Origin of the sequence: Lysinibacillus sp. GbtcB16 (assembly GCF_019091145.1) — a bacterium.
GTDB classification, from domain to species: domain Bacteria; phylum Bacillota; class Bacilli; order Bacillales_A; family Planococcaceae; genus Lysinibacillus; species Lysinibacillus fusiformis.
The window spans coordinates 68537-93717 of sequence record NZ_JAGXJV010000008.1 but is presented as its reverse complement, the minus strand read 5'-3'; the positions used below and the strand labels follow the sequence as shown (position 1 = coordinate 93717).

Genomic DNA, 25181 nt, shown 5'->3' with positions numbered 1-25181 from the left:
TGACATTTTATATGAAAACAGAAAGTATGACAGATCGAATGACGACGCAAATATCATTAAAGGATATACGTGATTATATTGCTAAAAATCATCACCAGCCTCTGACGATTGAGCATCTCGCAATCATTTCTGGTCTTAGTTCTAGCTACTTTGGAGAGGCATTTAAAAGGGCATTTGGGCTAAGTGCCACAGATTACTTAACAGAGCTGCGTATTGGTCATGCCAAACAATTATTGCGTGATACCGACCTATTACTGCGTGAAATTGCTAGAGAAGTTGGCTACAGTGACGAATTTTATTTTAGCCGTAAATTTAAAAAGGAGGTGGGGGTTTCACCCTCCGCTTTTAGTAAATTAGCGCGCCAGCGTATTTCTACCTTTTCAGTGTCCACTATCGGAAACTTACTAGCTCTTGGCATCATTCCCGTTGCGGCTCCACTGAATGCTAAATGGAGTCCTTATTATTACAATCATTATCAGGACAAAATCCAAGTGCATGTGAATATATTTGATGCAGAATCAGAGGATAACTTTAGAAAATTAACCTCCGCTAAGCCTGATATTCATATTTTTCAAGAAGAGCCCTCTCTTTCCATGCTTGGTTGGCTTCAAACATTTGGCATTAAAAGTGTTTATATTGAAGCTAAGGATTGGCGAACACAACTAAGAGAAATAGCCGTTGCTGTCAAAAGGCAAAGCGTGTGTGAGTATTTCATACAGTCCTACGAACAAAAGGTATTAGAGGCTAAGCAAGAAATTAAACGAGTGACCAAGGAAGATAGTTTTGCCGTTCTACGATTATGTGGCGATCAATTATTTTTATATTGCAATAAAGGGATTCAGGATGTCCTATTTACAGATTTGCAGCTCTCCCCTATTGATGGGCAACAGCAAACATGTAACGAGCTAATTACGCTTGATCAGCTAGTAGATATAAACCCAGATCGTTTACTTTTTATCGTATGTCCAGATTCTCAGACTAGAAATTATTGGCTTACTTTACAATACCTTGATCGTTGGAAAGAGCTCCAAGCTGTAAAAAATGGACATGTCTATGTTTTGCCATCAAATCCTTGGTTTGAATACTCTGCTATTGCGATAAATCGAATGTTAGATGAAATGTTGCTCATGTTAACCGGAAAAAATCCAAACTCTTTTCCTGTCCCCGTCCATGGTATCGTATCCGATAGTGAATTATAATTCCATTTGAGAATGATTATCAATGGAAGGGGACATTGAACTACAATGAAACACAATGGTCGTAATCAAACGATTATAAAATCTGTCTATATTCTAGCCACTTTAATGCTAGCTATTGGATTAATTTCTGCCTGCAATACCCAATCAAGCAATAACGAAAAAAAGGTAGAAGCACAGGTAAACTCAAACAATAGTAAGGAGCAAAAAGCTTATCCATTAACCATAAAGGATGAGGCTGGCAATGAAGTAACATTACCAGCTAAGCCCATTAAAATATTCGCACCTGTTTTGGAGGATTCCTTACTAGCTCTTGGTATTAAGCCTACTATGCAATGGTCGAATGGTGTTAAACCACAGCTCTATTTACAGGATCAGCTACAAGGCATACCTGAAATTAGCTTTGCAAGCGGCCCCCCATCTCCTGAAACGATTATGGCAGATAAGCCAGACTTAATTGTTTTGCATAATTCGTTTTATATTGAAAATGGCACATATGAAAAATACGCAAAAATTGCGCCAACCTATGTGTTCAAAAATGCAGCAACTGATATAGAAGGTTCAATTAAAGTGTTAGGGCAATTACTAGACGAGCCCGCTAAAGCACAGCAAGCTATACAGAATTATCAAGAAAAGGTGGATGCAGCAAAATCAAAGCTGGCTTCCAAAACGGAAGGCAAAAAAGTAGCGTTAATTCGCTTTAACGCCAAAGGGATGTTTTTCATGACAGATGAATATTTCAGTGGGTATGTGTTAACACATGAATTAGGATTCGAGCAAAGTAGCTACGTGAAAAACGGTGCATTTGAAGTATCTTTGGAAATTCTCCCTGAGCTAGATGCCGATTATATTTTCCTGATCAATGATGGCAATCTTGGAAATTCATTCATTAATGAACTGAAGGACAGTACTATCTGGCAAAGTACAGATGCCTTCAAAAGTAATCAGGTATTTGAAACATCTGAGGATTATTGGCTAAATGGTGGTATTCATGCACAAGAGAAAGTGATAGACGATGTATTGGAGTTTTTAGCACCATGACAACAAAGATAAAGAAACCGTATGTATCAGAAACTTATTTTGAATATGTCATGACATCCCACAACCAGTTAGATTATCGAATATTAATTGCTAACCCGACAGATGCACCACCAGCAGATGGTTATGCTGTTATTTATGTACTAGATGGAGACGCTCTTTTCCCAACGCTTGCAGAGGCGGTAAAATTACAAACGCGCAAACCAAAAGGCTATGAGCCCATTCTTGTTATTGGTATTGGCTATCCCTCTAAGGAACCCTTTGATATGGAACGACGCTGCAATGATTTTACCCTGCCTGTTAGTGATGGAAAGCTGCCAGCACGTCCAGATGGAACCCCTTGGCCACCAAACGGCAAAGCCAACCAGTTTCTAGACTTTATTGAACATGAACTAATGCCTACTGTCGAAAAAGAATGGCCCATCAACAAAAAGAAACAAGCGGTTGTTGGTCATTCCTTAGGTGGTCTTTTCACACTATATGCTTTATGTGCAAGACCTCATTTATTCAGTCATATTGTAGCTGGCAGTCCCTCTGTGTGGTGGGCTGACAATGCGGTACTAAAAGTAATAGACCAATTTTTTGACGATTGGAAAGGTCAGCATACTATTAATTTCTTACTCACAATCGGTGCTAACGAGCTTCCAGATATGTTAGAGGGAGCTGATTTAGCGGCTGAACGACTGAAGCGATTAAGCGAACAGAACGTTCACACTCAATATGTGAAATTTGATGAGGAAGACCATGTTAGTGTCCTTCCTAGTATGCTTGGTCGACTTCCACGATTTTTAAATTCCTAACAGAAAAGCCCCAGTAGTTATTTGTGATATGCTCCCTATTAGGTAGACAGATTAAAAAATATAATCTGTTTATCTAAGGGGAGTATTTTTATGTTTGAAGCAAACATACTCAATTTAAAACTACATATCTCTTTTATAAAGATTAAACGGCTTGAGCCTCCAAGAATTCAGAGCTCAAGCCGCTTAATACTATTTTTAAAATTTACTTTGTCTACTTGACAGGGGGCAGTTCACTTTTTGTAAGAGTTACATTAACTATACAATGCTATATAGGTCACTTAAGCACTCAACATTTCTATCAAGAGAGTGTACCATTAAATCTAATCTAAAAACTAACAGTATTAAGTCTAGTATAGTACTTAACTTAATCCTTACAATATCTAGTGTTACTTTGAAATTATATCTTTAACAAGATATTTGTTACCATATTTATCTACAATAACAATTACAATATAATCTCCTTCAATGAACGGGAACGTATTATTTATAATTGGTTGCACCGTTCGTCCTTTTTTAAGTGGTGTTTTACCATCTCCGTGGCTAAGGCTTGTCAATGCACCCGAAGTATTCGGATCAATTACCTCGATCGGTTTAATATTATCAATAGCTGTTGTTGGATATGTTTTACTATATACTGCGTAATAGTAGTTAACCTCTTCCCCAGCTTCCACTGAAGGATCTTGGAAAGTAAAGTCGAATGTTGCATTAATTTTATTACTTCTATCACCAGAAACTGGCTCTTGAAGCTTAGCACTTTCTATATTTGTTGTAAGTGTTCTATAAATATAAGAAGATTTAGGTTTACCATTTATAAATGGTATTTGTGTATTAGCAATAATCACACTACCTTTATCTGTAATATTTGCATCTACTGTTAATGTAAAGCTTTGATTTACTGGATTATTAAATGTAATAATCATTTTTCTAGGTTTCCATGTCTCTATTAAATCTGCACCATCTTCCCATACCCATGTATGTGCTGGTAAAGTTGCAGTAGTACCATCTATGTTAGTAAAATTAAAGAATGAATTATTATTTTTAATAATACTGCCTGGATTTGCTGGGTCACCAACTGCTTCCGAGAATGTAACCTCAAATGTTTTTCCATCGATTCGTTTAAAGATAGGGTCTTCTACTCTAGGAGCAGTACCATCAGAATAAAAATCCTGTTTCATCCAGCCAGCAACTGTTTCATCATGATTGTCCCCAGTTGTATTAGCTTTGTAAATGGTAATATTACCATACGTATCCTCTGCTCCAAGATAAACAACATAATCTGTATGAGGCTCTAAATTGACACCCGGTGCTTCCGTTAATGGGAACGAACCTTTTCCACTTTTATTAACACTTGGACTTCCTTTTAATTTGTCTTCTAAAAATTTACGTTCGGCTGGTGTATCTATAGTTAAATTAGCTGAATCATTTGTTGTACCATCAGCATTTTTCTTAGGTACAAACCAATAATGTAATACAGTTGTCTCATCCGTATTAAAACTAATCATTGCTTTTTTATCATCATTTTCCTTAGGTTTTACAACTAAGTCTTTAATTAACGGTGCTTTTGTGTCACCAATAATTTCTTTTGATGCTATATCAGAAATTTCACCACCACGATCTTTCAAGACCATATATACAGAATAACTTAAGAAAGGATTAAGTTTGTCTTTAGAAATAGCAATAGGGAATTTCTTAGTGTTCTCCTCCAAATCCGCAGGACCAGAGCCGATTTCAATATAAATATCTTTACCACCTATTTGGAAGTAGCCCGATTTTAATGATGATTCAGTTGCAAATTCATTGACAAAATCTCGCTTTGTAATTCCTTTATCCTCTAAATATTGATTAAATGTCTTTGTTTCACCATTGTCTACAACCGTATCAGGTAGAATCATGTAGTAATACGTACCGGCTTTGTTTGGCTTGAATTCTACTTCAACTCTTCTATAATTATCAGATTGGTCTGGTTTATTAACTACATTTTTTATTGAGATTTCTGGATTAATAAATTTCTCATGGACATATTCTGCAAAGTTCCGAACATTTTTACCAGGTTCAATTGTATTCGCATTTTCAAAATCATTATCTGCTAAATCCTTCACGCCAGGTAAAATTGTTACACGTAATGTATCCTTATAAACAAATCCAGTACCTGATGGAATAGATAATAGTACTCTTTTTTCTCCTTCTTTGTATACAACAGAAGAAGGTTTAATTTTATTTTGACCAGTTGTATTTACAATAACTGTTCCAGATAAATCATAGTTGTTAACATTTCTTGCACTTTCAGGATCTAATGCTTCGTTTAAATAGACATAGAATTGGTTTTCATTACCTGCTGGTTCTAACTTCTGATTTTCTACATAGGGGTGGACGTTATCTAGCTCTAGCGTGATAAAATCCTTTACAACAGCAGGATCTACAGAGTAGTTTCCTGAATCGTCCTTCATTACGACATAGAGCTGATAATCTGTCTCCGGATCAAGTCCTGTTAAGATTCCAGTTATGCCAAGTTTATCAGCTTTTGCTTTCCCTTGACCTGTTGGGTTAGCGACGATGTCTGCCGTTGTCGGGTCAGCTGCTGTTGTTTTCTTACGTACATAGTAGTAATAATCTCCAGGCTCACTTGCTGCAAATTTGAATTCAGCTCTTGTGCCTCCGTGTAAAGGTGTAACTTGTAAAGATTTCACTACTGGCGGTGATGCATCTTTCATCTGGAACGCTTGAGAAACAATATCCGATGCATTTTTCGAGCCGTCTACCACCATGATGTAGATGACATATTCTTTTTTCTCACCTAGATTGGATACTTTAACGGAGTTTGTACCTTTTACAGCGGCACCACTTCCATAAGCTACGTTTTCATTTGAAAGGTGATTAACCATTTCACGTTTATTTGGTACCTCGGCACCTTTTTCACGGACAATATAATAGTACGTACCGACTTCATCGGATGTGAAGTCCGCCTGAATCTCACTGCCATTGAGCACTTTGACATTTGTAATGCTAACGATAGGTTTTGTTTTATCATCAGGGTTTTGATTCTCGTTTTCATCTTTATCAATTGGTTTGCCATCTGGGTCAGTAATACTGCCTATATTATCTTTATCATCAAGGAAATCGTCGAAGATATTATTCGGTGAACCATCCTTAGGTAAGATGACCTTATCGATATACGTATAATCTCCAATATCGATTTTACCGTATAAATTATCCACAAATAATGTGCCAATTCGACCGTAGATATATAATTCAAGATCTGTGCGGCTATTGTAGTTGATCCAATCAATATTTCCTGAACCATAAATTGTTAACGGTGTTTCTGTAGTAAGATTTAACGTACCAATATAGCCTTGAATTTCAAATTCGCGAACACTTCCAATAATGTCTACACGTGGTAGTTTCATATTGGATTCGATTTTTGTACCTGTTTGAGATACTACTAGTCTCGAAACAGTACTGTTATAAAATTCAAGATGCTTTTCAACATTTTTCATTTCCTGTTTTTCGTTAGACCAGTTGACAAACGGCTTATCTTTTTCTGGTTTTTGATTCGTCCAATTCTGAAGATCGTTTGTTGAATTGTTAATAGATGAATCTTCACCCTTAGTATTATCAGGATCTGACCAGTTGATAAATGAGATATTGTTACTTGCCACACGTCCAATTGATAAAGGCTGATTATAAGTAGTAGCCCCTAAATGTAGTGGTGGACGAACTGTTTCATTGACAAACATAGTACCAGTCATCTTCAGATTATTAAATTCAATATAATTACCATTAACTTCGATAGTAGCACCTAATGAACCATGATCCCCATCGAATTCAAGTAAATCCTTGCTTGTACCACTAGCATTTATAGTTAATTTAGAAATAGATAGAATCTTCTTACTAGAAAGAGTCCCTTCAATATAAGCACCCTTTAAAACTGGTGCATTATAGTCGTTAAAAATATGTGAAAGGTTTTCTGCTTTATAAGCCTTCCCATTTATATAAACGGCATCATCATCGACACTTGTAATTTTGTAAGATGTTTCATTATTTTTCTTTTCTTGTGAACGGACAACAAAAGAAGCAAACTGTCCACGATTTACAGGATCAAACGGTGAAAATGTTACAGGTGTCGTTCCTTCCGTAATGTTCAAATCGATTAGTGTTTGAATATAGATTGCATTGCTTGATTTGCTATCTACATCTTTAAAAATGTTGTTGTAACTAGGAGAAACCTCCAGATGGAATGCTAACACTAATATTTTAGCTAATTCGCCGCGAGTCATTACTTCATTGGGCATAAATGTGCCATTTGAATAACCAGACATAATGCCTGCATTTTGCAGTGCCGCTACAGATTTATAAAAATCGCTCCCCTTCGGAACATCTTTATAATAAGGGTCTTGGACATTTCTAGTATCCAATTTTAATGCCGTAGCCAGCATTTTTGCTACTTGTCCACGAGTTACATTGACATCTGGACGGAAGGTATTATCGGCAAACCCGTTAATTACGCCCTGAGAATACAACTTTAATATATCGTTATAATGAACCGAGTATTGATCTATGTCTGTAAAGGGAGAAGTAGCCGCTGCCGCTTTTTGTGGTGAAGGCACTACAACAGCAATCCCACTTGAAGCAAATACTGTTGCTATCAAGGCTTTATTTACTTTTTGGATTTTAGATTTATCCATTCCACTCTTCCTTTCACTTACTTATATATTTTGATACGTACAAATATCATTTTTATCATACCCTTTATATCGACCAAGAGCAGGCGAATCTTCATAGATAAATGCAAAATAGTCCCGTAAATTTATTGATAAATATAGCACTACGAGACTACTCATACAGCCAAATATTTCTATCCCATTTTCCAACAACAAAAAAGCCAAGGAGCATCGGTGCTCACTTGACTTTCACGATATATAGGCATACATCTAGTCGTACTTGTGGTGTCATAAGGGAAAGGGGGATAACCTTACGTCTTGTCAAGTCGATCGAGAGATGTGACCCGAATTACATATCATTTGAACATAGTTATGGTCATTTGGCGAATGACTTACAAATAGCTTGCCCAAATGATGTTTGCATTAATCAATTACCCCAAAAATCAAAAATATAAGCTTATTTTAATCAATTTTTACTTTATTTTTTGTACGGCAATCTTAACTTGATTTCGTCCAGCTTGTTTCGCCTCATATAAGGCTCCATCAGCCGCTTCAATTAACGTCTCTGTTGTAGCAGCCATTTCTGGATATAGGGCTATCCCTGCTGATAATGTTACGGGTCTACCACATGGACTTTCCATTTCAGCCAATTTCCCCCTCAATTGTTCCGCCACTTGCTGCGCCTCTTTGGCAGCTGTATTCGGCAGAAGCATCACAAATTCCTCGCCACCATAACGACAGCATACATCCCCTTCTCGCGCTACAGATTGCATATGCTTGGCTAAAAACTGCAGGACTTTATCACCAACAGCATGACCATATGTGTCGTTCACGCTTTTAAAGTGATCTAAATCTAGCAAAATAATGGCATGAGGCACCTTATTCTCTAACCACTCCGCCAGCATAGCATCCATCGTTCGACGATTGGTAACACCCGTCAATGGATCTACGGTTGATTGATCCTTGAAAAATGTAACCTGTCCATGTAAAAACGATAGACTTCGAATTAAGACATTCTTCAACGAATGGGCTTCAAAGTACCAGCCACTGACTGATTTTAAGCCTTCTACATTTTTCTTATCTAGACTTTCTTCTGTTAACGTCGCTAATTGTTGTAAAGGATTAGCAATGCGAGTCGCTGCCCAAAGCACAATAACAATTGACACAATCATAAGCGGTACAGATTGAATAATAACTTCCTGTACTCTATCGAATGAAGGTGCCAGTGCTACTTCTAAAGGCTTTTGGGCGACAACTCCCCAACCTGTGGAAGGCACTGTACTAAACCCGGCAAGCATTTTCACTCCTTTTGTGTTGTCAACGATTTGAATCCCACTCTTACCGGACATCACAGCCTGAACGACTTTATTTTTTGTGACAACATCATTGATACGGCTTGGGTCCTGATGATAGATCACACGTCCATCTGAATCTACAACATATACGTAGGAGCCATCCTTACTATAATGTTCTCCTAATAACGTTTTAAAGGCGTTTGGTTCTTTTAGATAAATTGTTCCTGCTACCATCCCTAAGTACTCTTTAGATGCCGAAAAGATAGGTTGGGATATAAAAATAATGAGGCGTCCTGTTATCGCCTCGTAAGGCTTAGAAACTAGTGGTATTTTTTTGGCCAATGCCTCTTGTGCGCCAAGAGATGTTAAAACCTCACCTTTAATTTCAATGGAGGGCGGTGATACAGATAAAACAAGTCCCTCTGCATTTGTTATGACTACTGAATTGAACATTTCATTTTGTAATCTTAGACGGTCTGTTTCTCTATTTAAAATTTGCTCATCATCCAAATTTCCACTCACTTGATTCGCGCTATAACTTAAAATTTGAAAGGCTTCATGAAGATAAGCGTTTGCTGTTGAAGCTAATTTCTGTGCATACACTCGATTTGTTTCAAGTGTATTTTCCTTGATGGAGTCAACATTCATTCTATATCCGCCCCAAACACTACCTATGCTTGTAAAGAAGAATGCAGCCATAGCTACTCCCATAATTAAATGCTTTAATTTTAACTGATGTGATTTCATTACTTCCCACCTATATATGTTAGTATGTTTATATTTTTTTACAATTAGTGCCTATTATAAGCAACAGCTCTTCAAGAGAAAAGGAATTTTCTGAAGAAATTCCTTCCGTTAAACGCTAGAACATATCCCTAGGATTGTATCAATAAAGAGGGTCGAATAATATGGCTATCCTGTAAACTTTCTCTATCCAATGAGCTCTTTACTTCTCACCGAATTTTCTAATATTTGACAATAGTTGTCTGACAATTGCTACAAAATCTAAATTCTAAATTTTTTTACTTTTATTGTTATTCTGACATATAAAAGTAGAATTGTTTATTCTATAATAAAATTAACATAGGCAAGGAAAGATTCATTCTGTTATAATACTGATTAAAATTAAACATTCTGTATTATTACAGTTTTGTACAACGCTTTTCGCACAATGGGGATTATGAGAAAAGCGCTACTCAACCATCCTTGATGGTCGTGTAGCCTACACAAAAAAGGGGTTGAAAGATTTGGGTATTTTAAAGGGGTTAAAAATTCTCGATTTTTCTGCATTACTACCAGGGCCAATGGCAACAATGATTTTTGCTGATTTAGGAGCCGATGTCATACATGTTGAATCTTCCAAACGCGTGGATTTAACAAGAATTATGCCTCCTTACGATGATGATCATGAAGCATATATCCATCAACATTTAAATCGTTCTAAAAAATCGATTACGTTAAATTTGAAATCACTAGAAGCTATTGAAATTGTAAAATCTCTTGTACAAGAATATGACGTAATAATTGAAGGTTTCCGTCCTGGGGTTATGCAAAGGCTTGGGATCGGCTACGAAGCTCTTAAAGAAATAAATCCACGGGTAATTTATTGTGCGATTACAGGCTATGGTCAAACGGGTCCATATAGCAATCGACCTGGGCATGATAATAACTACCTTTCATTAGCCGGTGTCCTTGATTATTCTCGCCATAAGGATAAAAAGCCTGTTTCCATGGGAATTCAGCTAGCTGATATTGCAGGTGGAACGATGCATGCTGCGATTGGGGTACTAGCCGCTGCCCTTCAACGTGAGAAAACAGGTAATGGTCAATTCATTGATATTAGCATGACGGATGCTGTATTTTCACTAAATGCTATGTATGGCTCAGCCTTTATTGGAGGTGGACGTGTACCACAGCCAGAACAGGAAATTTTAAACGGTGGCAGTTACTATGATTTTTATAAAACAAAGGATGGCCGCTTCTTCTCTGTCGGTAGTTTAGAGCCTCAATTTCGGAAATTGCTTTGTGAAGCACTGGATATTCCTGAATTGATTGATAATACTTTCAATGATTCCTACTACACACAAATTCGTTTTAAAGAAGCTGTTCACGATGCTTTTTTATCGAAAACGTATGAGGAATGGCTAAAAGTATTTAATGAGGATTTTGAAGGTTGTGTGGAGCCTGTTCTCACATTCCCAGAAGCCTGTGAGCATCCGCAGCTAAAAGCAAGAGAAATGATTGTTGAGATTCCTAAAGGGGATGGCACAGTACAACAGCAAATTGCTTCACCTTTTAAATTTGATGGCTCTGCACCAGAATACAAGCATGTTGGTGCTAAGCTAGGTGAGCATAATGAGGAAATACTAAGTTCATTAGGCTACGATACCGAACAAATCAAGGCTTTAAAGGATAGAGGCGTTTTGGAATAAAAAAAGTGTCTAATACTGTCGATGAAGGACGTATTAGACATTTTTTTATACATAGGCACTAATAAATACTCGAAGATTTTCAAAATGATCATCAATTAATAAATATTTTTTATAGATTTCCATTAATTTCTCAAAAAGCTCAAATTGCTCCGTTACAAATAACACCCGTAAAATATTTAGCATATGCAAGGAAGCACTTTGAGCCACGATATAGTAAGGGACATCCGGTTGACGATAATTTTGTCGCCACTCCTCTACTGACAAACCAATATGCTGTAATGAGTTGTTCACCTGTAGAGCAATATCCTGTTGAACGTATGCCTCAATAGCAATTAGCTGTTCACTGCTATAGTTTTTTTGTACTAAAGAAGTATTTATTTTTTTGTTAGACGCTAATACATGTTCCTTTAAAAGCAGTAAGCCATCTTCATAACGTGTCGCTTTTACATAATGATCAAGTAAAATCGCATATAAGTTTTCTAAATAATTTAGTTGATAATTTTTTATAATTGCAGGTGGTGTAGGTTTCCGATTTGGCAAAAGATCTTTATATTCCAATAAAATTTCGATAGCATAATTATTTAAGCGCTCATCCTCTAATAAATATTCACCATAATGTATAACATTTTCACTGTGCTGTTCTCTATTTGCTATATGAAATAAAATATAGGCAATTAACACTTTTTCCTTCTCTGTTAGAGCATACATAGAGTATCGCCATTCCGCTTCAAATGAAGTTATAAAGTCTTTGACGCGATGATAGTCACCTTCCGATAAGCAATAATGTGTCACAATTTGGTAAAGTCGTAGCTGTTTCTTAGCCAAACAGCTAGATTTATTTTTATCCACATGAGTTATACACTTATCCAGTATCACTTTATAGTTATTCACAAAGTTATCCACATGTTCACAGCTCATTTTCATAGAATGCTCGAAATGTCCCATTATTTCATAAAGAAATGTGAATTGTTCTAATGGTCTGTGGATAAAAAGTGAATAAACTTTTTTTGTGAACAGCCAATGCCAAAAAGATGTATGTTCCTTATACATCATATGCACTAAATACTCATCCTGAAATTTATACAACATAATTGTCTGTAGCTCATTCACTGGCATTTCCATCTGCATTCTTTTCCCAAAAACCAGCCAAATTAATCGTTCAAGGTCTATTGTATGTTGGGCAAAGAGCTGCTCAAAGAAAGTTTCTTTTCCTTTTTGCGTATAAAAAAAGGCATTGAGCCGATCATTCACAAATTTTGCATCTAAACCATATTTGTCAAAATACATTTGCATTTCTGTTGATGCACGGCCCCAATATTTACGTGCTGTGGAAAAGGCAATATTCATAGCCATTTCTTCGTTTACTAAAAATCGTTTGGATAAGAGCGAAGTACCAAGTATTTTTGGATCTTCTTGCAGATCTACCTCTGCCTCTAGCCATGTTGCAAGTAAATTTTCAGCACCCTCTACATTACCTTGTTTATATGTCATGAATAATTGCTCATCACAGTCCAGCAGCATACAATTGGAGCCTCCCATCAAGTTCGACCAACAAAGATCTTCCCCTATCTTTAAAATTCATGTTTTTAACACTCTTTCTTCAATATAACAAATCTTACCTAACATATGCTAAAAAAATAGTGGTATGCCTATCAAAAATGCATGCGAATAAAAAAAGCCATCTATGAAGTGAATACTTCGCAGATGGCATCTTGATCACCAAAATTGTGGATATTTTCGTGTTTCTCTTAAATTATTTATTAACAGACCAAAGAAAACAATAATGATTGCCCCAATTAATACAGGCATAATTAAGTAACTCCAGCTATAGCCTCCTAAAATAATAATGATAGGATTGGCGCCTGCAGGTGGATGAATAATGCCTAACAAGGCCATGAAAAATATAGTTAACCCAACACCAAGGCTGATGGACAACATACTCGAACCTAATGTTGAATATAACACTAGACCAATAAATGCAGAAACCAAATGACCACCGATAATATTTCGAGGCTGAGACAATGGCGCATTCCAAACGACAAATACAAGAACACAGCTCCCACCAAGAGATGCCATTAACCAAGGTGCATTTGTATAATTTGTTAACAAAAGCAACACAAAAATACAGATTAGACCACCTATCGCTCCAGTAAAGGCATCAGCAAAATTTGTCCGAGAGGGCGCATGTCCGCCTCCCTTCATCTTTAACATAAAGGGCTTTATAATATTCTTTTTTTCAATTTTATTTCCTATTCGCACTAATTCTGACATTCAGCACCGACTTTGCTATTTCTCTATTTTTTATACTTATATATTGATGGATATTAAACTTTTATCATTATATCAATCCATCATAACATTTCAATTCTAACTTCAAATTTCCGACAAATAATCACTTTTTCCACTCACAACTCCTACAAAAAAAGCAAACCATTGAAAGTTTGCTTTCCTACAAATTGATTGGTTAATCGTATTGTTTTTTCACCGTTTTATAAATTCGGACCTTTTTCAGTATCGTTTTAGGTACTTGGAAAGTGGCTGTGACAACGCCTGGATGACGACCAATTTCTATAGAGCCTGTGATGGTTGCTCTATTTAATACCTCTGGTTCAGGTAATTCGAATAGCTTGGATGCACGGCGAATAGCATTATCAGTTGCCTCATTTAATGTTTTGCCAGAACCAACGATGGATACAGGGAATGCCTCTTCAACCTGTTTTACGCCAAATTCCTCTGCTAGTTCGCGAGCACGACGCTTTTCTTCCTTTGTAAAAGGCTTTGCTGTATACGGTAAATCTTCCTCATTTGGTAGTAATATAGGGCCTTCCAATGCTACTTTCTTCAAGACACTAACTTGAAGCTGTACAATTCCTGCTACATCAGTTGTATGTCCTGCAATCTCACCATCTCCCTGCATGGCATGCATATCTCCAATGTATACGCCACCGCCAGGAACCTTTACAGGACAAATAATCGTTGCACCTTCACGAACTCTGCTAATATCCATATGCCCATCAGTACGATGTAAATCCAATTCATCCTGTGTAAAGGCATATTCATGTGGTGCCCCAATTAGAAATGAACCAAAATCACCCGCATTATGAGAATCGGGCATTGCCTTTGAAGGGGTTGTACCAAGCTGACCTAAAAATGGGCGCATTCTGGCCATGACACCTATTATGTCACTTGGTGCTAGTGCAACAACAGGATTTTGAGTAGAGTTTTCGGGTGTTCTCATGTAATTTTTGGCATCAAGGGCAATACGACGGGCACCCTCTCGTCCAATCGTTACACCTATTTGCCCTTTATGATCAAACGTCATTGTGTAGCCATTCGTCATTTTGAATGGTGCTGTATCTGTGTCACATGTCGAACAGCGAATGGCTTGAGGACCAATACCTTTTACAACTGTGCTTGGGTGGAGCTTGCCACAGCCTGGGCATTTTACGGAAACAAATGGATCACCAATGAATCGATCTGTAATCGCCTCATCATGACCAGAGGAAGTGGCCAGGGAGGTAACCTGAATAGACTTAATTTTAATGACGATGGCGTCCCCCACCTCAGCCCCCTCCACAAAAACAGGCTTCGTTACTTCATGTCCACCCCGTATAGTTGGTGTTAGCATGGGTCCCCAGCAGCCAGGTGTGGTATTGGCAATAATTGTTCCTCCATCTTTAACTGGCCCAAGCATTTCTTGTGAAGGGTCTAAAATACCATCTATGAACTCATTTACGAACAATGTCTCAGCGGCTTGCGGTTGCTGTATAAAGTCACTTTCTAGTCCCTCTTTGTCAAGCACTTGCAATTCGTTTGTCATTTTTCGTCACGCTCCTAGTTTGTCTTTTTATGTATGAGATTATATGTAAAAAAACGCTCTCCACATACGCAGAGAGCTATTCTTTTCTATCATGAGCAACCTAAACTACTAGGCACACAATTAATTATTCATATATAAATCAAAAATATGTGAGAAATCTTCTTTTTTGTACTGATCTTTATGATCAATCATCCAAGTGTTCGCAAAGCGGGTAATTGCCTCAAATGATGCTGATGGAGAAATATTATCATTGCCTATTCGTCCAAGTGATGAAGAAGCAATATGTAAGCTTTTTTCTGCTACTTCTAACTTATAGGCATTGTTCTTTTGTTCGTAGCTAATCGCATGTAGTGCTTTATATAAATCTTTAATGTCATCAATAAAGCGTTTATGAATGTCGATGGAAAGTGGAGAATTACCGATTGTAAACTTAATTTCGACATCAAGGTCAATTGTTCCTGCTGTTTCGAGAAAAACATCTGTAATAGCGTACATAGAATAGTCATAGCGACGTAGTAATCGTTTTTTACTCATAGCGCTTTCGCCATCTACATGGAGAATGGCACGGTTTGTAAAGCAGTATTCATCTGCCTTCGTTTTAATTAAAAAGTAAATTTTCTCATCAATTTCATGTAGTATAAAATCATCTGCATCTGTTTTATCATAGTCCTCTCGTTGAACGACTACTCCAATATCAGATAATCCTAATGCATCGGCAGCTATTTTTTTAAACATTGCCATTCCTCCTCATTCGTTTATACTCTTTTTACGTTCAATGGCTGTAAAGGTTTCATTCCCCCAACTTCATTTTTAATAATTGTGAACGTAAGTTTACAAAGTCTTCTCTTAGTAATACTTCGTTTCCTCTTTTCAGTACATTTCATTTATAATGATGTTCATAACATAGAAAGATTCTTTCAAAAAGAAAGTATTCATCAAAAAAAAGGTGTGTGAATAATGCAAGAGCCAACCATATTAGTAGTGGATGATGAGGTAGATTTAGCGAATCTTCTAAAGGTAAGCCTGCAAAAAGAAGGCTATAAACAAATTTATACAGCTGGCTCTATACACGATGCTTGGACAAGCTTTCAGCAAACAAGTCCCGATATTGTGCTTCTAGATGTCATGCTTCCTGATGGGGAAGGCTATGATTTATGCAGACGAATTCGCGAAGTATCGCATGTCCCCGTGCTCTTCATGTCTGCTAAAAATGAAGAAATTGATAAAATTTTAGGACTTGCCATTGGAGGTGACGATTATATTACAAAGCCCTTTAGCCCTAAGGAAGTTGCCTACCGTGTAAAGGCACAGTTACGAAGAGCTGGCTATCAAACACACGATACAATTTTGAGCATTTCAGAAAAAACGATACAAGTTGGACCCTTCCTGCTTAACGGTGATGAAACTGAAGTACACAAGGATGGAGTTTTATTGGAGTTAACAGCTAAGGAAATTGGTTTAATGGCATGTTTTATGCACAACCCTAATCGCATTTTAAGTAAAGAGACTCTTTTTGAGCGTGTTTGGGGAGAGGATTTTTTCGGTTCTGATAATACTGTTATGGTTCATATTCGACGTCTGCGTGAAAAAATTGAGCAGGATGCCTCAAAACCTTTTTTTATCACAACTGTAAAAGGACTTGGGTATAAGTTCGTCATACCAAAAGAGGCGCAAGGATGAAGTGGAAATTGACTGCACGCTTCCTCTTTTCTGTGCTATCCATTGTAATCATCGTTATATTCGTCAATACAGCCATTCTCATCGGGCTACTGTCATATAGACTTATTAATGATTCTCATGGAGCTACTGAATCGAAAGAAGAAGACTTCGTACGGAATTTTCAGCAGTATATTGACATAGAAAATGGAGCAGCTTCTATAAGTACAGAAGGACTCGAACAGTTACATCAGCGAAATGCTTGGATTCAATTACTTGATATGAATGGTCAAGTCATTGGTTCTCAATTTGCTCCAGAAGAAGCACCTTCCCATTACAAACCCATTGATTTGATACAAGTGTACAAATATAAAGAATTTGATGCTGATACGACGGTTTATGTTGGTGTCAAAGATGAGGTTAGTTATCTTGTAGGCATTAAAGGCAGTAATGTTGCGCGATTAGTCATGCATATTTCTGGCCCCTCCTTGTTACAGTTTGCTGGTAAATTTGGATTATTCATTGTTATTGCTGATTTAATTGTCGCTGCATTGGTTGGCTGGCTATTTGGTCGTACGCTAACCAAGCCTCTCTATGCTTTGATAGAACGTATTCGTCATTTAAAAAACCATGAGCATCAGCCAGTAAAAACGCCTGGTGGTGTATATAAAACTGTCTTTGAAAATTTAAATGAAGTATCCAGAGAACTAGCCGCACATGAGCAGGAACGCAAGCGTCTTGAACTGCTACGTGAGGAATGGATTAGCAATGTCTCTCATGATATGAAAACACCGCTAGCCTCTATTCGTGGCTATGCAGAGCTTTTAGACGACGAGACACTCCCCTCTCAAGAACAGGCCGAGTATGCTCAGATTATCGAGAAACAGTCATTGCATATGCAAGATTTGCTTGATGACCTAAATTTAACGATGCGCTTAAGACATCAGCAACTACCGCTTACTTTACAAGACGTCAACATGGTTCCGTTTATTCGTGAGATTGTGATTGATACATTAAATACCCCACAGTTTGAACTCGCCAATATAGAGTTTGAAGCAATCTCAGAGAACAATCACCATCTCATTGACGAACATTTTATGCGCAGAGCCATTATGAACTTTTTACACAATGCCCTACTTCACAATCCGCCAGATGTATCTGTCCATGTATCTATCGATAATGACTCCATTACGATAGCGGATAATGGCAAAGGGATCTCCGCAGAGGATTTAGAGCATATTTTTGAGCGCTATTACCGCGGTACAAATACGGATAATACAGTTGGTACGGGCTTAGGAACCGCTATTGCTAGAGATATTATTGAAGCCCATGGAGGTACTGTTACTATCACTTCAGAAGAAGGAAAGGGTACAATCGTTACCATCTATATAAAAAAGGAGCAGCCCTAGTTAGACTAGTGGATGCTCCTTTTTGCTATTTCATTTGATCTTGCACTTTATTCGGTAACTCGTGGAATTTCACCTCATCATAGGAAGTGACTTCTGTCTCTTTTTTAACGTAAAGCTTTAAATAAGCATCATGGCGTAAATTTTTGTGAGCGGAGAACTTTAATGTTTTTTCTTCGCCATTTTTATTGTAGGCAGACAGCTCATACCAATACATTTTAAAAATTTCACCATTACTTGCCTTATACTCCTCTACCTCACCATCAGCCGTAATATGGACATAATAAGTGTCTTTATTTAAACGGTTAAAATCTACAGTCATCAATACAACTAACCCTGCTATGAATAAGATAAGCAATGCGCCTATCCCTAAAAATACTTTTTTCATATTAATTCCCCTGTCTTACAATTTTGTAGAACGAACGTACAGTAAATATATAATAGATGAAATAAATAGCAGAATACGCAATCATCCATAATATCACTGGCTTCGTAATATTCATACCAAATAACTGTGAAAATGCTAGTAACGCAAATGCACTATGCACAATACCTACGATAAGTGGTGCACTAAAGATGACAGCCACTTGTCCGGCTACAGTCTTTAAGATTTGCTTACTGTTTACACCAATTTTATTTAAAATCGCATATTTCGCCTGATCTTCCTCGGCTTCCGTTAAGATTTTAAAATAAATGATACTTCCTGTTGCCGCTAGGAAAACTAGTCCTAGGAAGCTACCAACAAACAGTAATGCACCTACTGTTGCTATACTGTCCTCATAGCTTTGCGGAACACTAGAGAAAGATTCTTGCTGTTCTGTCGACAATTGCTTGACTATGTCTTGTGAAACGGCCTGTTGTTTCAAATCATTATCTAAACCAATAGCCTGCATCTGTACTTCTTCTGCATTAGTCGTAGCAAACTCTTGATCATTCACGACAAGTACAGTCCCCGCCGGAATAAAGTTAAGAACACTCTCTGTGTACATTTTTTCAACATGGAAGGAATCTCCATTTTTTAACTTAAAATCTTCCCCAGTAAAGTCATGTGAAAATCGTTCATCATAAGCTGCGTCCAGCAGCACGGCCGATCCACCAGCAATATGCAGGTTTTGATCTTTACCTTGTAATTTTGCTAAACGATTATAATCAGATTCCTTAAGTAATGTATATTCGAAAAATGAAAATTCATTATCGACACGTAAATTCTTCACAGACAGTGATTCATGATAGATAACATCTTTCTGTGAAAACTCGACGGGATCGCCTTTCCACATAAATGTATTGGGCAGCATCTGACGTACCGATGCTTCTGCATTATAATACATACCAAAGACGCCACCGCCTGCTGTAATTGTCGTCGCACTTAAAATGGCAATAATCGACAATGACTTAGCATTTGCTCGGATACGATACAGTAACTGGGAAACTCCGATTAAATTTAACCCTTTCCATGACCAAGATGTCGCTCTTTTTAAAGCTGTTAACACAAAGACACTTACACTATGGAATAAAAGATATGTCCCGACAATAGTTACGCCGATGACCATTAGTGGCGTGCCTAGAACCGTAAAGAATCGCCAAATTTCACTCGTAAACATATCAGAGGCAGCTGTATAATAACCAAATGCGATAAGCGCCGTTCCTAAAACAGCAGCTACTAAAGAGGCACGTGGAATTTGCTCACCCTGTTTTTCTGCATGAAATAAGTCAATCAATTTAAATTGATAAATAACACGATAGCCCTGTAACGACGTGAATAAAAACAGTATTGTAAAAATGACTGCTGTATTCACCAGTGCCTCTACCGAAAATGTTAGGCTTCCAACAATTTCATACCCCATTAAGCGGACTAATATCATTAATAATCCTTGAGACATAAAGAATCCTAAAACGATGCCCAATACTAGAGAAACTAATCCTATGACTAGATTCTCGAAAAACAGCATGAGACCAATCTTTTGCTTACGCACACCTAATAGTGAGTAGAGTGCTACTTCCTTTTTCCGTTTCTTCATAAAAAATGAATTAGAATAGGCCATAAAGATGACAATGAAGAACAATAAAACAACAGACGATGCACTCATCAATCCTTTAATTTGCTGAGAGGATTGTTTTAAGGCTGAAAGATCATCATTATATTTCAGTGTCACAAATGTAAAGTAAATGACGATACTGAATACCATTGAGGCAATATATAAAAAATAGTTGGATAGATTACGTTGAATATTTTTACGTGCTAAACTAAATAACGTCATTTACTCCACCCCCGATGCTTGACAGCACCTGTAGAATCTCTTGGAAAAATTGTTTCCTTGTTAGAGTCCCACGATGAATTTCCTTGGATAACTGTCCGTCCTGAATAAATAATATGCGTTGACAGAAGCTCGCTGCAAAAGCGTCATGAGTAACCATCATAATGGTTGCCGCCTGTGTTTGATTTAAATCACTTAAACTTTCCAGCAAATCGGTTGCTGATTTTGAATCAAGTGCACCTGTAGGCTCATCCGCAAAGATTAATTTTGGCTCTGTCACTAAAGCGCGTGACGAAGCTGTACGCTGCTTTTGTCCGCCCGATATTTGATAAGGATATTTATCCAATAAATCACTAATGCCGAACAATGAAGCAATACGATCAACTCTAGCGCTAATAGCCTTTGTTGGCATTTTTGCAATAGCCAACGGCAAGACTATATTTTCACGTACCGTTAAAGAATCAAGTAAATTATAGTCTTGGAATATAAATCCTAAGTTATCACGACGAAAATCAGCTAATTCAGCATCTTTCATACGCGCTAAGTTCGTATCACCAATTATGATTTCACCAGTCGTCGGTGTATCAATCGTAGCTAATACATTAAGAAGCGTAGATTTCCCAGCCCCTGAAGGACCCATTACGCCCACAAATTCACCTTTATTTACTTCAAATGATATATTAGACAACGCTGTAAAGGTATTAGCGCCCTTGCCGTAAGTTTTCTCAACATTTTGTACCTGTAATAATGGCGTCATATACGCTCCTCCTCTTCTTTCTGACTTTAGTATACGCCCCCAAACTTACAGCAAAATTGTCGCAAGCTTACAGCAACCTTAAATCATCTATTCTCAATAAATTAATTTGTGTTATCCACATCCATTGCCTTTTTTGCTTATATTGATAAAAAAAAGATTCATACACAGTCTGTGCATGAATCCTTCTAACTATTAGGCTAAAACTTTTTTAATATCCTCTTCAAAGCTACTTGGTTTATCTGCCGATGCGTAGCGTCCAACAACCTCGCCATCTCGATTCACTAAGAATTTAGTAAAATTCCATTTAATGCTGTTGCCTAAAAAACCTTTAGAATGTGAAGTGAGATAATCAAAAATCGGATGCGCTTCCTTACCATTCACCTTAACGATTTTATGCATCGGGAAGGTTACCCCATATTCCAGTCGGCATTGTGAAGCGGCTTCTTCAGCAGTCGCCAGCTCTTGCTTGAATTGATTGGACGGGAAACCTAGTACAACAAGACCTTCTTCCTGATACTTTTCAAAGAGACCTTCTAATTCTTCGAATTGCGGTGTAAAGCCACATTTTGAGGCAGTATTGACAATTAACATCGGCTTTCCTTTATAACGCTCTAGGCTATAGTCAGTACCATCTTCTAACGTCACGTTAATATTATAAATACTCATTGCTACCTACCTCCTATTTATAAACGTCCATTCATTCTTGCCACCTGTTGTAAAGGATCCCATACGCCGTTAAATGGCGGTGCATAAGCTAAATCTAAATCTAGCAAATCTGGTAATGTCATTTTACTATACAATGCGGTTGCAAACACATCAATACGCTTATCAACACCAGCTGGCCCAACAATTTGTGCACCTAATAGCAACTGATCTCGTTTACGTACAACTACTTTAATGTACATACGTTGTGCACCTGGATAATAGCCTGCAATATGGCGAGCTGATAATTTAAAGGCCTCGTAATCAAAGCCTAGCTCTTTCGCATGGCTTTCATTTATACCCGTTGTAGCAATTGTTAAGTTGAAGAATTTTAAAATAGATGTCCCGACAATGCCTCTGAACGGTGCAAACTTTCCTGACATATTAAGACCCGCTAGACGGCCCTGTTTATTGGCAGTTGTCCCCAAAGGTATATAATCTATGCGCTCCTTCACAATATTAAAATGAGTGGCACAATCTCCTGCCGCATAAACATTCCCCACCGAAGTTTCTAAATGACGATTGACGATAATCGCCCCATTTTTTGCAAAAGCTATACCAGTACCTTCTAGAAACTTTGTATTGGGTCTAATACCTGAAGCAACAATGACTAAATCTGTTTCCAAGACACCATTATTTGTGATGACCCTTTCCACTCGTTTATTCCCTTCAAAAGCTTCTACATCTGTATTTAATAATAGCTCTACATTGTTCTTTTTTGCTTCTTCATGAACATGTTGGGCAAGCTCTTCATCTAAAATTTTTGCTACATGGCTTCCTCGTTGAACAAGTCTTACCTTTTTCCCACAGGCATGTAATGTTTCTGCCATCTCTAAGCCGATATAGCCGCCACCAATAATAGTTACCTGTTCAATATCAGGCGTTAGATCAGCCATTAAATCTTCTAATTGAGGAATTGTTTTTACGGTGTGGATACCTTCTAGTTCTACACCTCTTTTAACAGGTACAACTGGATCTGCCCCTGTTGCAATAAGAAGCTTATCATAGGAAATTTCAAATACTTCGCCACTTGCCTGTACCCCCGAAACAACCTGCTTCTCTACATCTACCTTTTCTACCTCATAGCCAACTCTTGCATCGATGCCATATTTACCTCGAAAAGTTTCAACATCTCTTGCAATCAATCGTTTGGTTGATGAAATACGACCATCTACAACATATGGCAATCCACATTGTCCATATGAATAAATAAAGCCACGTTCTAAAGTAGTTATTTCCGCTCCTGGTACATTACGATAGATTTCCATAGCTGCAGACATCCCTGCAGCATCTCCCCCAATGATGACGTATTTCATTCCACTTGCCCCCTTATTTTTTCCTTGTTGCCATTAAATCTGCGTATTGGTCGATATACAACCGACGCTTTCCTCCGCTAACAATGACACGTATAACATGAATAGCTATTATCATTGTAAGTGCAAAACCTCCTAATGAGGCTAGTAAAGAAATGACAATTTGCAGAACATAAAATGGTGAATCCATATCTAATTGAATCTCACCGACTGTTGAAATGGCCTCTAATAGACATACGGTCGCAACAATCGCTACACAGCGTCTCCATGATTGCTTTACTATACTTTTGCCCTTCTTATGGACCATTGTAAAGCGCATAATTTTCATACCTACTGTTGCGCCATTCATCATACTTGGTATGAAGCCAAAGATAGTCATGTATAGTGTAATGACAACTAAGAACTCAAAAGTGCCACTATAACCCGTTAGAGCGCCGATAATGAACCAAATTACTTGTACGATAAATAAATCAATAACCAATGCTAGTAAAATGGATATTGGTTTTACAATATCCTTTTTTTCCATTTCCGCAGCTTTAGCCTCGACCTCTTCATGAGAAGGAAATAGTGCCCACACGATAGGAGCTAAAAAGAAGCCTAATAATGCACCTATGCTGTTTAGCAATAAATCATCCACATCAAATATGCGGTAGGCACAATTAAAAATGCCATAAATACCTGTTCTTTGTGTGATCTCATAAAACAATGTTAGCAAAAAGCTTATTATAAATGCACGTTTCCAGTACCTTCTTTCTTGAAGAAAATATCGCAAGTACACACCAAATGGCAGTAATAATAGGAAATTAAAAAATGCTTGATAAAATGCTTGCTGTTTTGTGATAGCAAGCCATGTCGATGGATTGGTTAAGACAACACCACTGTCCTTTAAAATATCCTCGACAAATTGAAATAGTCGTAAATTTGTATGGACTGTATCTGGCGATTGAAGAGAGCAAGTATCCCTTGTAGATGGGAATGGCAGTAATACTAAACAGAGCGCAGATAAAAAGTAAAAAATAAAGGAGAACATAATAATTGTTTTTGACATAGACAAGTAACTATATTTCCGATACGTATAAATTAACCATGGAATAACAAGAACAAATGATAAAATAATCGTTATGAAAAATGCAATAAGAATGGATTGCGTGTAAGTTGACATATATAAGCACCTCTCTATTTAAACTGCCCGAATTAATGAAACCTAAAACTCAGTTTAATCCCCACACTCTACGCGAATATGTCAATAAGCTTACATAATCCTTAAGTCCATCCATTCACCCCAGATTTTTGAGCAATACGATGCTGATTAAGCCGACATAACCCCTTGCTCACAAACCGTTCCTGTAGGTAGCAGACCTCCACATCATCAAAATAAAAAAACAGGTAAAGAATATACTCTCTACCTGTTTCGTTTTATGCCTTTGTTATTTCCTCTTTACAAAATACTAAAATTTCCTCTAGTTCATCATCCTCTAAAGCAAAATCTAAGTATTCACCCTCTGCTTTTTCCATGATGAAGTAATTTAAAATATATGGCTCTCCTGCCTTTTCACCTATAAGAACACGAATTTCAATACCTGCTTCGTGATATAGCTCATCTTCTTCATCAATTTCAATATCTAAAATAAATTCGTAACGCTTCCCTTCTATAATATTGGTTGGGTCTAAAATTTCTTCCATTGAGAATTGTGTAATTTCCATAATGCTAGCTCCTTTATCTTTAGCTGTTCCTTTCTATATTAAATCAATTTCAGCATGGGTCAACTAGAAAAGCCATATACACTTGTAAGTAATTATGCCAAAATAAAGTGAAATCTACCCTAGCGTAAACTGTACCTACATAAAAAGGA

Annotated in this window: 19 protein-coding genes; 6 read left to right on the top strand and 13 right to left on the bottom strand. The window is 37.3% G+C overall.

All coding sequences use genetic code 11. The annotated features are described in order from the left end of the window. Nucleotides 1-11: 11 nt before the first annotated feature. Genes KVT27_RS19875 through KVT27_RS19865 form a run of 3 tightly spaced genes read left to right on the top strand, consistent with a single transcriptional unit; the run spans nucleotide 12 to nucleotide 3034 of the window. The gene (locus KVT27_RS19875) at nucleotides 12-1199 is read left to right on the top strand and encodes an AraC family transcriptional regulator (RefSeq protein ID WP_036122266.1); all 1188 of its coding nucleotides are present in this window, start codon (nucleotides 12-14) and stop codon (nucleotides 1197-1199) included. 45 nt (nucleotides 1200-1244) lie between these two features. Next, complete coding sequence (locus KVT27_RS19870) at nucleotides 1245-2237, top strand: ABC transporter substrate-binding protein (RefSeq protein WP_208704883.1); 993 nt, start codon at nucleotides 1245-1247, stop codon at nucleotides 2235-2237. Further along, nucleotides 2234-3034: an alpha/beta hydrolase gene (locus KVT27_RS19865; RefSeq protein WP_217581800.1), complete on the top strand. Its 801-nt coding sequence runs from the start codon at nucleotides 2234-2236 to the stop codon at nucleotides 3032-3034. Before KVT27_RS19870 ends, KVT27_RS19865 begins: the two co-directional genes overlap by 4 nt. A gap of 386 nt (nucleotides 3035-3420) precedes the next feature. Here KVT27_RS19865 and KVT27_RS19860 read toward each other — a convergent pair whose 3' ends face one another. Together KVT27_RS19860 and KVT27_RS19855 are read right to left on the bottom strand one after the other, a co-directional pair. Further along, the gene (locus KVT27_RS19860; RefSeq protein ID WP_217581799.1) at nucleotides 3421-7716 is read right to left on the bottom strand and encodes an S-layer homology domain-containing protein; all 4296 of its coding nucleotides are present in this window, start codon (nucleotides 7714-7716) and stop codon (nucleotides 3421-3423) included. Nucleotides 7717-8165: 449 nt separating this feature from the next. Continuing rightward, on the bottom strand, nucleotides 8166-9734 hold the full coding sequence (locus KVT27_RS19855) for a sensor domain-containing diguanylate cyclase (RefSeq protein ID WP_036148173.1): 1569 nt from the start codon (nucleotides 9732-9734) through the stop codon (nucleotides 8166-8168). Nucleotides 9735-10234: 500 nt separating this feature from the next. On the opposite strand from KVT27_RS19855, the gene KVT27_RS19850 reads away from it, so the two are divergent. Beyond that, complete coding sequence (locus KVT27_RS19850) at nucleotides 10235-11419, top strand: CaiB/BaiF CoA transferase family protein (RefSeq protein WP_036122256.1); 1185 nt, start codon at nucleotides 10235-10237, stop codon at nucleotides 11417-11419. A gap of 45 nt (nucleotides 11420-11464) precedes the next feature. Here KVT27_RS19850 and KVT27_RS19845 read toward each other — a convergent pair whose 3' ends face one another. From KVT27_RS19845 to KVT27_RS19830, 4 genes are all read right to left on the bottom strand, one after another. Then, nucleotides 11465-12940 carry a hypothetical protein gene (locus KVT27_RS19845; protein ID WP_036122255.1) on the bottom strand — a complete coding sequence of 492 codons (1476 nt, stop codon included), beginning with the start codon at nucleotides 12938-12940 and terminating at the stop codon, nucleotides 11465-11467. 195 nt (nucleotides 12941-13135) lie between these two features. Then, nucleotides 13136-13690, bottom strand: coding sequence for an HPP family protein (locus tag KVT27_RS19840; RefSeq protein WP_036122252.1), 555 nt, complete (start codon nucleotides 13688-13690; stop codon nucleotides 13136-13138). 193 nt (nucleotides 13691-13883) lie between these two features. After that, nucleotides 13884-15239 (bottom strand): acetamidase/formamidase family protein, encoded by a 1356-nt coding sequence (locus tag KVT27_RS19835; RefSeq protein WP_036122250.1) that lies wholly within the window; start codon nucleotides 15237-15239, stop codon nucleotides 13884-13886. A gap of 120 nt (nucleotides 15240-15359) precedes the next feature. Next, entirely contained in the window at nucleotides 15360-15974 is a 615-nt protein-coding gene (locus KVT27_RS19830; protein ID WP_036122248.1) for a PH domain-containing protein, read from the bottom strand. Nucleotides 15975-16196: 222 nt separating this feature from the next. Between KVT27_RS19830 and KVT27_RS19825 the strand changes: the two genes are divergently transcribed. Continuing rightward, nucleotides 16197-16919, top strand: a complete 723-nt coding sequence (locus KVT27_RS19825; RefSeq protein ID WP_036122245.1) for a response regulator transcription factor — start codon at nucleotides 16197-16199, stop codon at nucleotides 16917-16919. Then, nucleotides 16916-18304 (top strand): sensor histidine kinase, encoded by a 1389-nt coding sequence (locus tag KVT27_RS19820; protein WP_217581798.1) that lies wholly within the window; start codon nucleotides 16916-16918, stop codon nucleotides 18302-18304. Before KVT27_RS19825 ends, KVT27_RS19820 begins: the two co-directional genes overlap by 4 nt. Before the next feature lie 25 nt (nucleotides 18305-18329). Here KVT27_RS19820 and KVT27_RS19815 read toward each other — a convergent pair whose 3' ends face one another. The 7 genes from KVT27_RS19815 to KVT27_RS19785 form a co-directional block, all read right to left on the bottom strand. Next, nucleotides 18330-18689, bottom strand: a complete 360-nt coding sequence (locus KVT27_RS19815; protein WP_036122241.1) for a YxeA family protein — start codon at nucleotides 18687-18689, stop codon at nucleotides 18330-18332. 1 nt (nucleotide 18690) lies between these two features. Further along, on the bottom strand, nucleotides 18691-20559 hold the full coding sequence (locus KVT27_RS19810; protein WP_036122238.1) for an ABC transporter permease: 1869 nt from the start codon (nucleotides 20557-20559) through the stop codon (nucleotides 18691-18693). After that, a complete protein-coding gene (locus KVT27_RS19805; protein WP_036122233.1) occupies nucleotides 20546-21313 on the bottom strand; it encodes an ABC transporter ATP-binding protein in 768 nt (255 codons plus the stop codon). The genes KVT27_RS19810 and KVT27_RS19805 overlap by 14 nt, the downstream gene beginning before the upstream one ends. Nucleotides 21314-21505: 192 nt before the next feature. Next, nucleotides 21506-21979, bottom strand: a complete 474-nt coding sequence (locus tag KVT27_RS19800) for a glutathione peroxidase (protein WP_036122229.1) — start codon at nucleotides 21977-21979, stop codon at nucleotides 21506-21508. Nucleotides 21980-21996: 17 nt separating this feature from the next. Beyond that, nucleotides 21997-23331, bottom strand: a complete 1335-nt coding sequence (locus tag KVT27_RS19795; RefSeq protein ID WP_217581797.1) for an FAD-dependent oxidoreductase — start codon at nucleotides 23329-23331, stop codon at nucleotides 21997-21999. Between the two features lie 13 nt (nucleotides 23332-23344). Beyond that, nucleotides 23345-24490 carry a VanZ family protein gene (locus KVT27_RS19790; RefSeq protein ID WP_036122222.1) on the bottom strand — a complete coding sequence of 382 codons (1146 nt, stop codon included), beginning with the start codon at nucleotides 24488-24490 and terminating at the stop codon, nucleotides 23345-23347. A 254-nt stretch (nucleotides 24491-24744) separates the two neighbouring features. Continuing rightward, nucleotides 24745-25032 carry a DUF6509 family protein gene (locus KVT27_RS19785; RefSeq protein WP_036122218.1) on the bottom strand — a complete coding sequence of 96 codons (288 nt, stop codon included), beginning with the start codon at nucleotides 25030-25032 and terminating at the stop codon, nucleotides 24745-24747. Between the last annotated feature and the right edge of the window lie 149 nt (nucleotides 25033-25181).

What these genes read in the sequence shown, in the direction of transcription:
- KVT27_RS19875 (WP_036122266.1), top strand. Translation starts at nt 12, where the DNA reads ATGAAAACAGAAAGTATGACAGATCGAATGACGACGCAAATATCATTA.
- KVT27_RS19870 (WP_208704883.1), top strand. Translation starts at nt 1,245, where the DNA reads ATGAAACACAATGGTCGTAATCAAACGATTATAAAATCTGTCTATATT.
- KVT27_RS19865 (WP_217581800.1), top strand. Translation starts at nt 2,234, where the DNA reads ATGACAACAAAGATAAAGAAACCGTATGTATCAGAAACTTATTTTGAA.
- KVT27_RS19860 (WP_217581799.1), bottom strand. Translation starts at nt 7,716, where the DNA reads ATGGATAAATCTAAAATCCAAAAAGTAAATAAAGCCTTGATAGCAACA.
- KVT27_RS19855 (WP_036148173.1), bottom strand. Translation starts at nt 9,734, where the DNA reads ATGAAATCACATCAGTTAAAATTAAAGCATTTAATTATGGGAGTAGCT.
- KVT27_RS19845 (WP_036122255.1), bottom strand. Translation starts at nt 12,940, where the DNA reads ATGCTGCTGGACTGTGATGAGCAATTATTCATGACATATAAACAAGGT.
- KVT27_RS19840 (WP_036122252.1), bottom strand. Translation starts at nt 13,690, where the DNA reads ATGTCAGAATTAGTGCGAATAGGAAATAAAATTGAAAAAAAGAATATT.
- KVT27_RS19835 (WP_036122250.1), bottom strand. Translation starts at nt 15,239, where the DNA reads ATGACAAACGAATTGCAAGTGCTTGACAAAGAGGGACTAGAAAGTGAC.
- KVT27_RS19830 (WP_036122248.1), bottom strand. Translation starts at nt 15,974, where the DNA reads ATGTTTAAAAAAATAGCTGCCGATGCATTAGGATTATCTGATATTGGA.
- KVT27_RS19825 (WP_036122245.1), top strand. Translation starts at nt 16,197, where the DNA reads ATGCAAGAGCCAACCATATTAGTAGTGGATGATGAGGTAGATTTAGCG.
- KVT27_RS19820 (WP_217581798.1), top strand. Translation starts at nt 16,916, where the DNA reads ATGAAGTGGAAATTGACTGCACGCTTCCTCTTTTCTGTGCTATCCATT.
- KVT27_RS19815 (WP_036122241.1), bottom strand. Translation starts at nt 18,689, where the DNA reads ATGAAAAAAGTATTTTTAGGGATAGGCGCATTGCTTATCTTATTCATA.
- KVT27_RS19810 (WP_036122238.1), bottom strand. Translation starts at nt 20,559, where the DNA reads ATGACGTTATTTAGTTTAGCACGTAAAAATATTCAACGTAATCTATCC.
- KVT27_RS19805 (WP_036122233.1), bottom strand. Translation starts at nt 21,313, where the DNA reads ATGACGCCATTATTACAGGTACAAAATGTTGAGAAAACTTACGGCAAG.
- KVT27_RS19800 (WP_036122229.1), bottom strand. Translation starts at nt 21,979, where the DNA reads ATGAGTATTTATAATATTAACGTGACGTTAGAAGATGGTACTGACTAT.
- KVT27_RS19795 (WP_217581797.1), bottom strand. Translation starts at nt 23,331, where the DNA reads ATGAAATACGTCATCATTGGGGGAGATGCTGCAGGGATGTCTGCAGCT.
- KVT27_RS19790 (WP_036122222.1), bottom strand. Translation starts at nt 24,490, where the DNA reads ATGTCAACTTACACGCAATCCATTCTTATTGCATTTTTCATAACGATT.
- KVT27_RS19785 (WP_036122218.1), bottom strand. Translation starts at nt 25,032, where the DNA reads ATGGAAATTACACAATTCTCAATGGAAGAAATTTTAGACCCAACCAAT.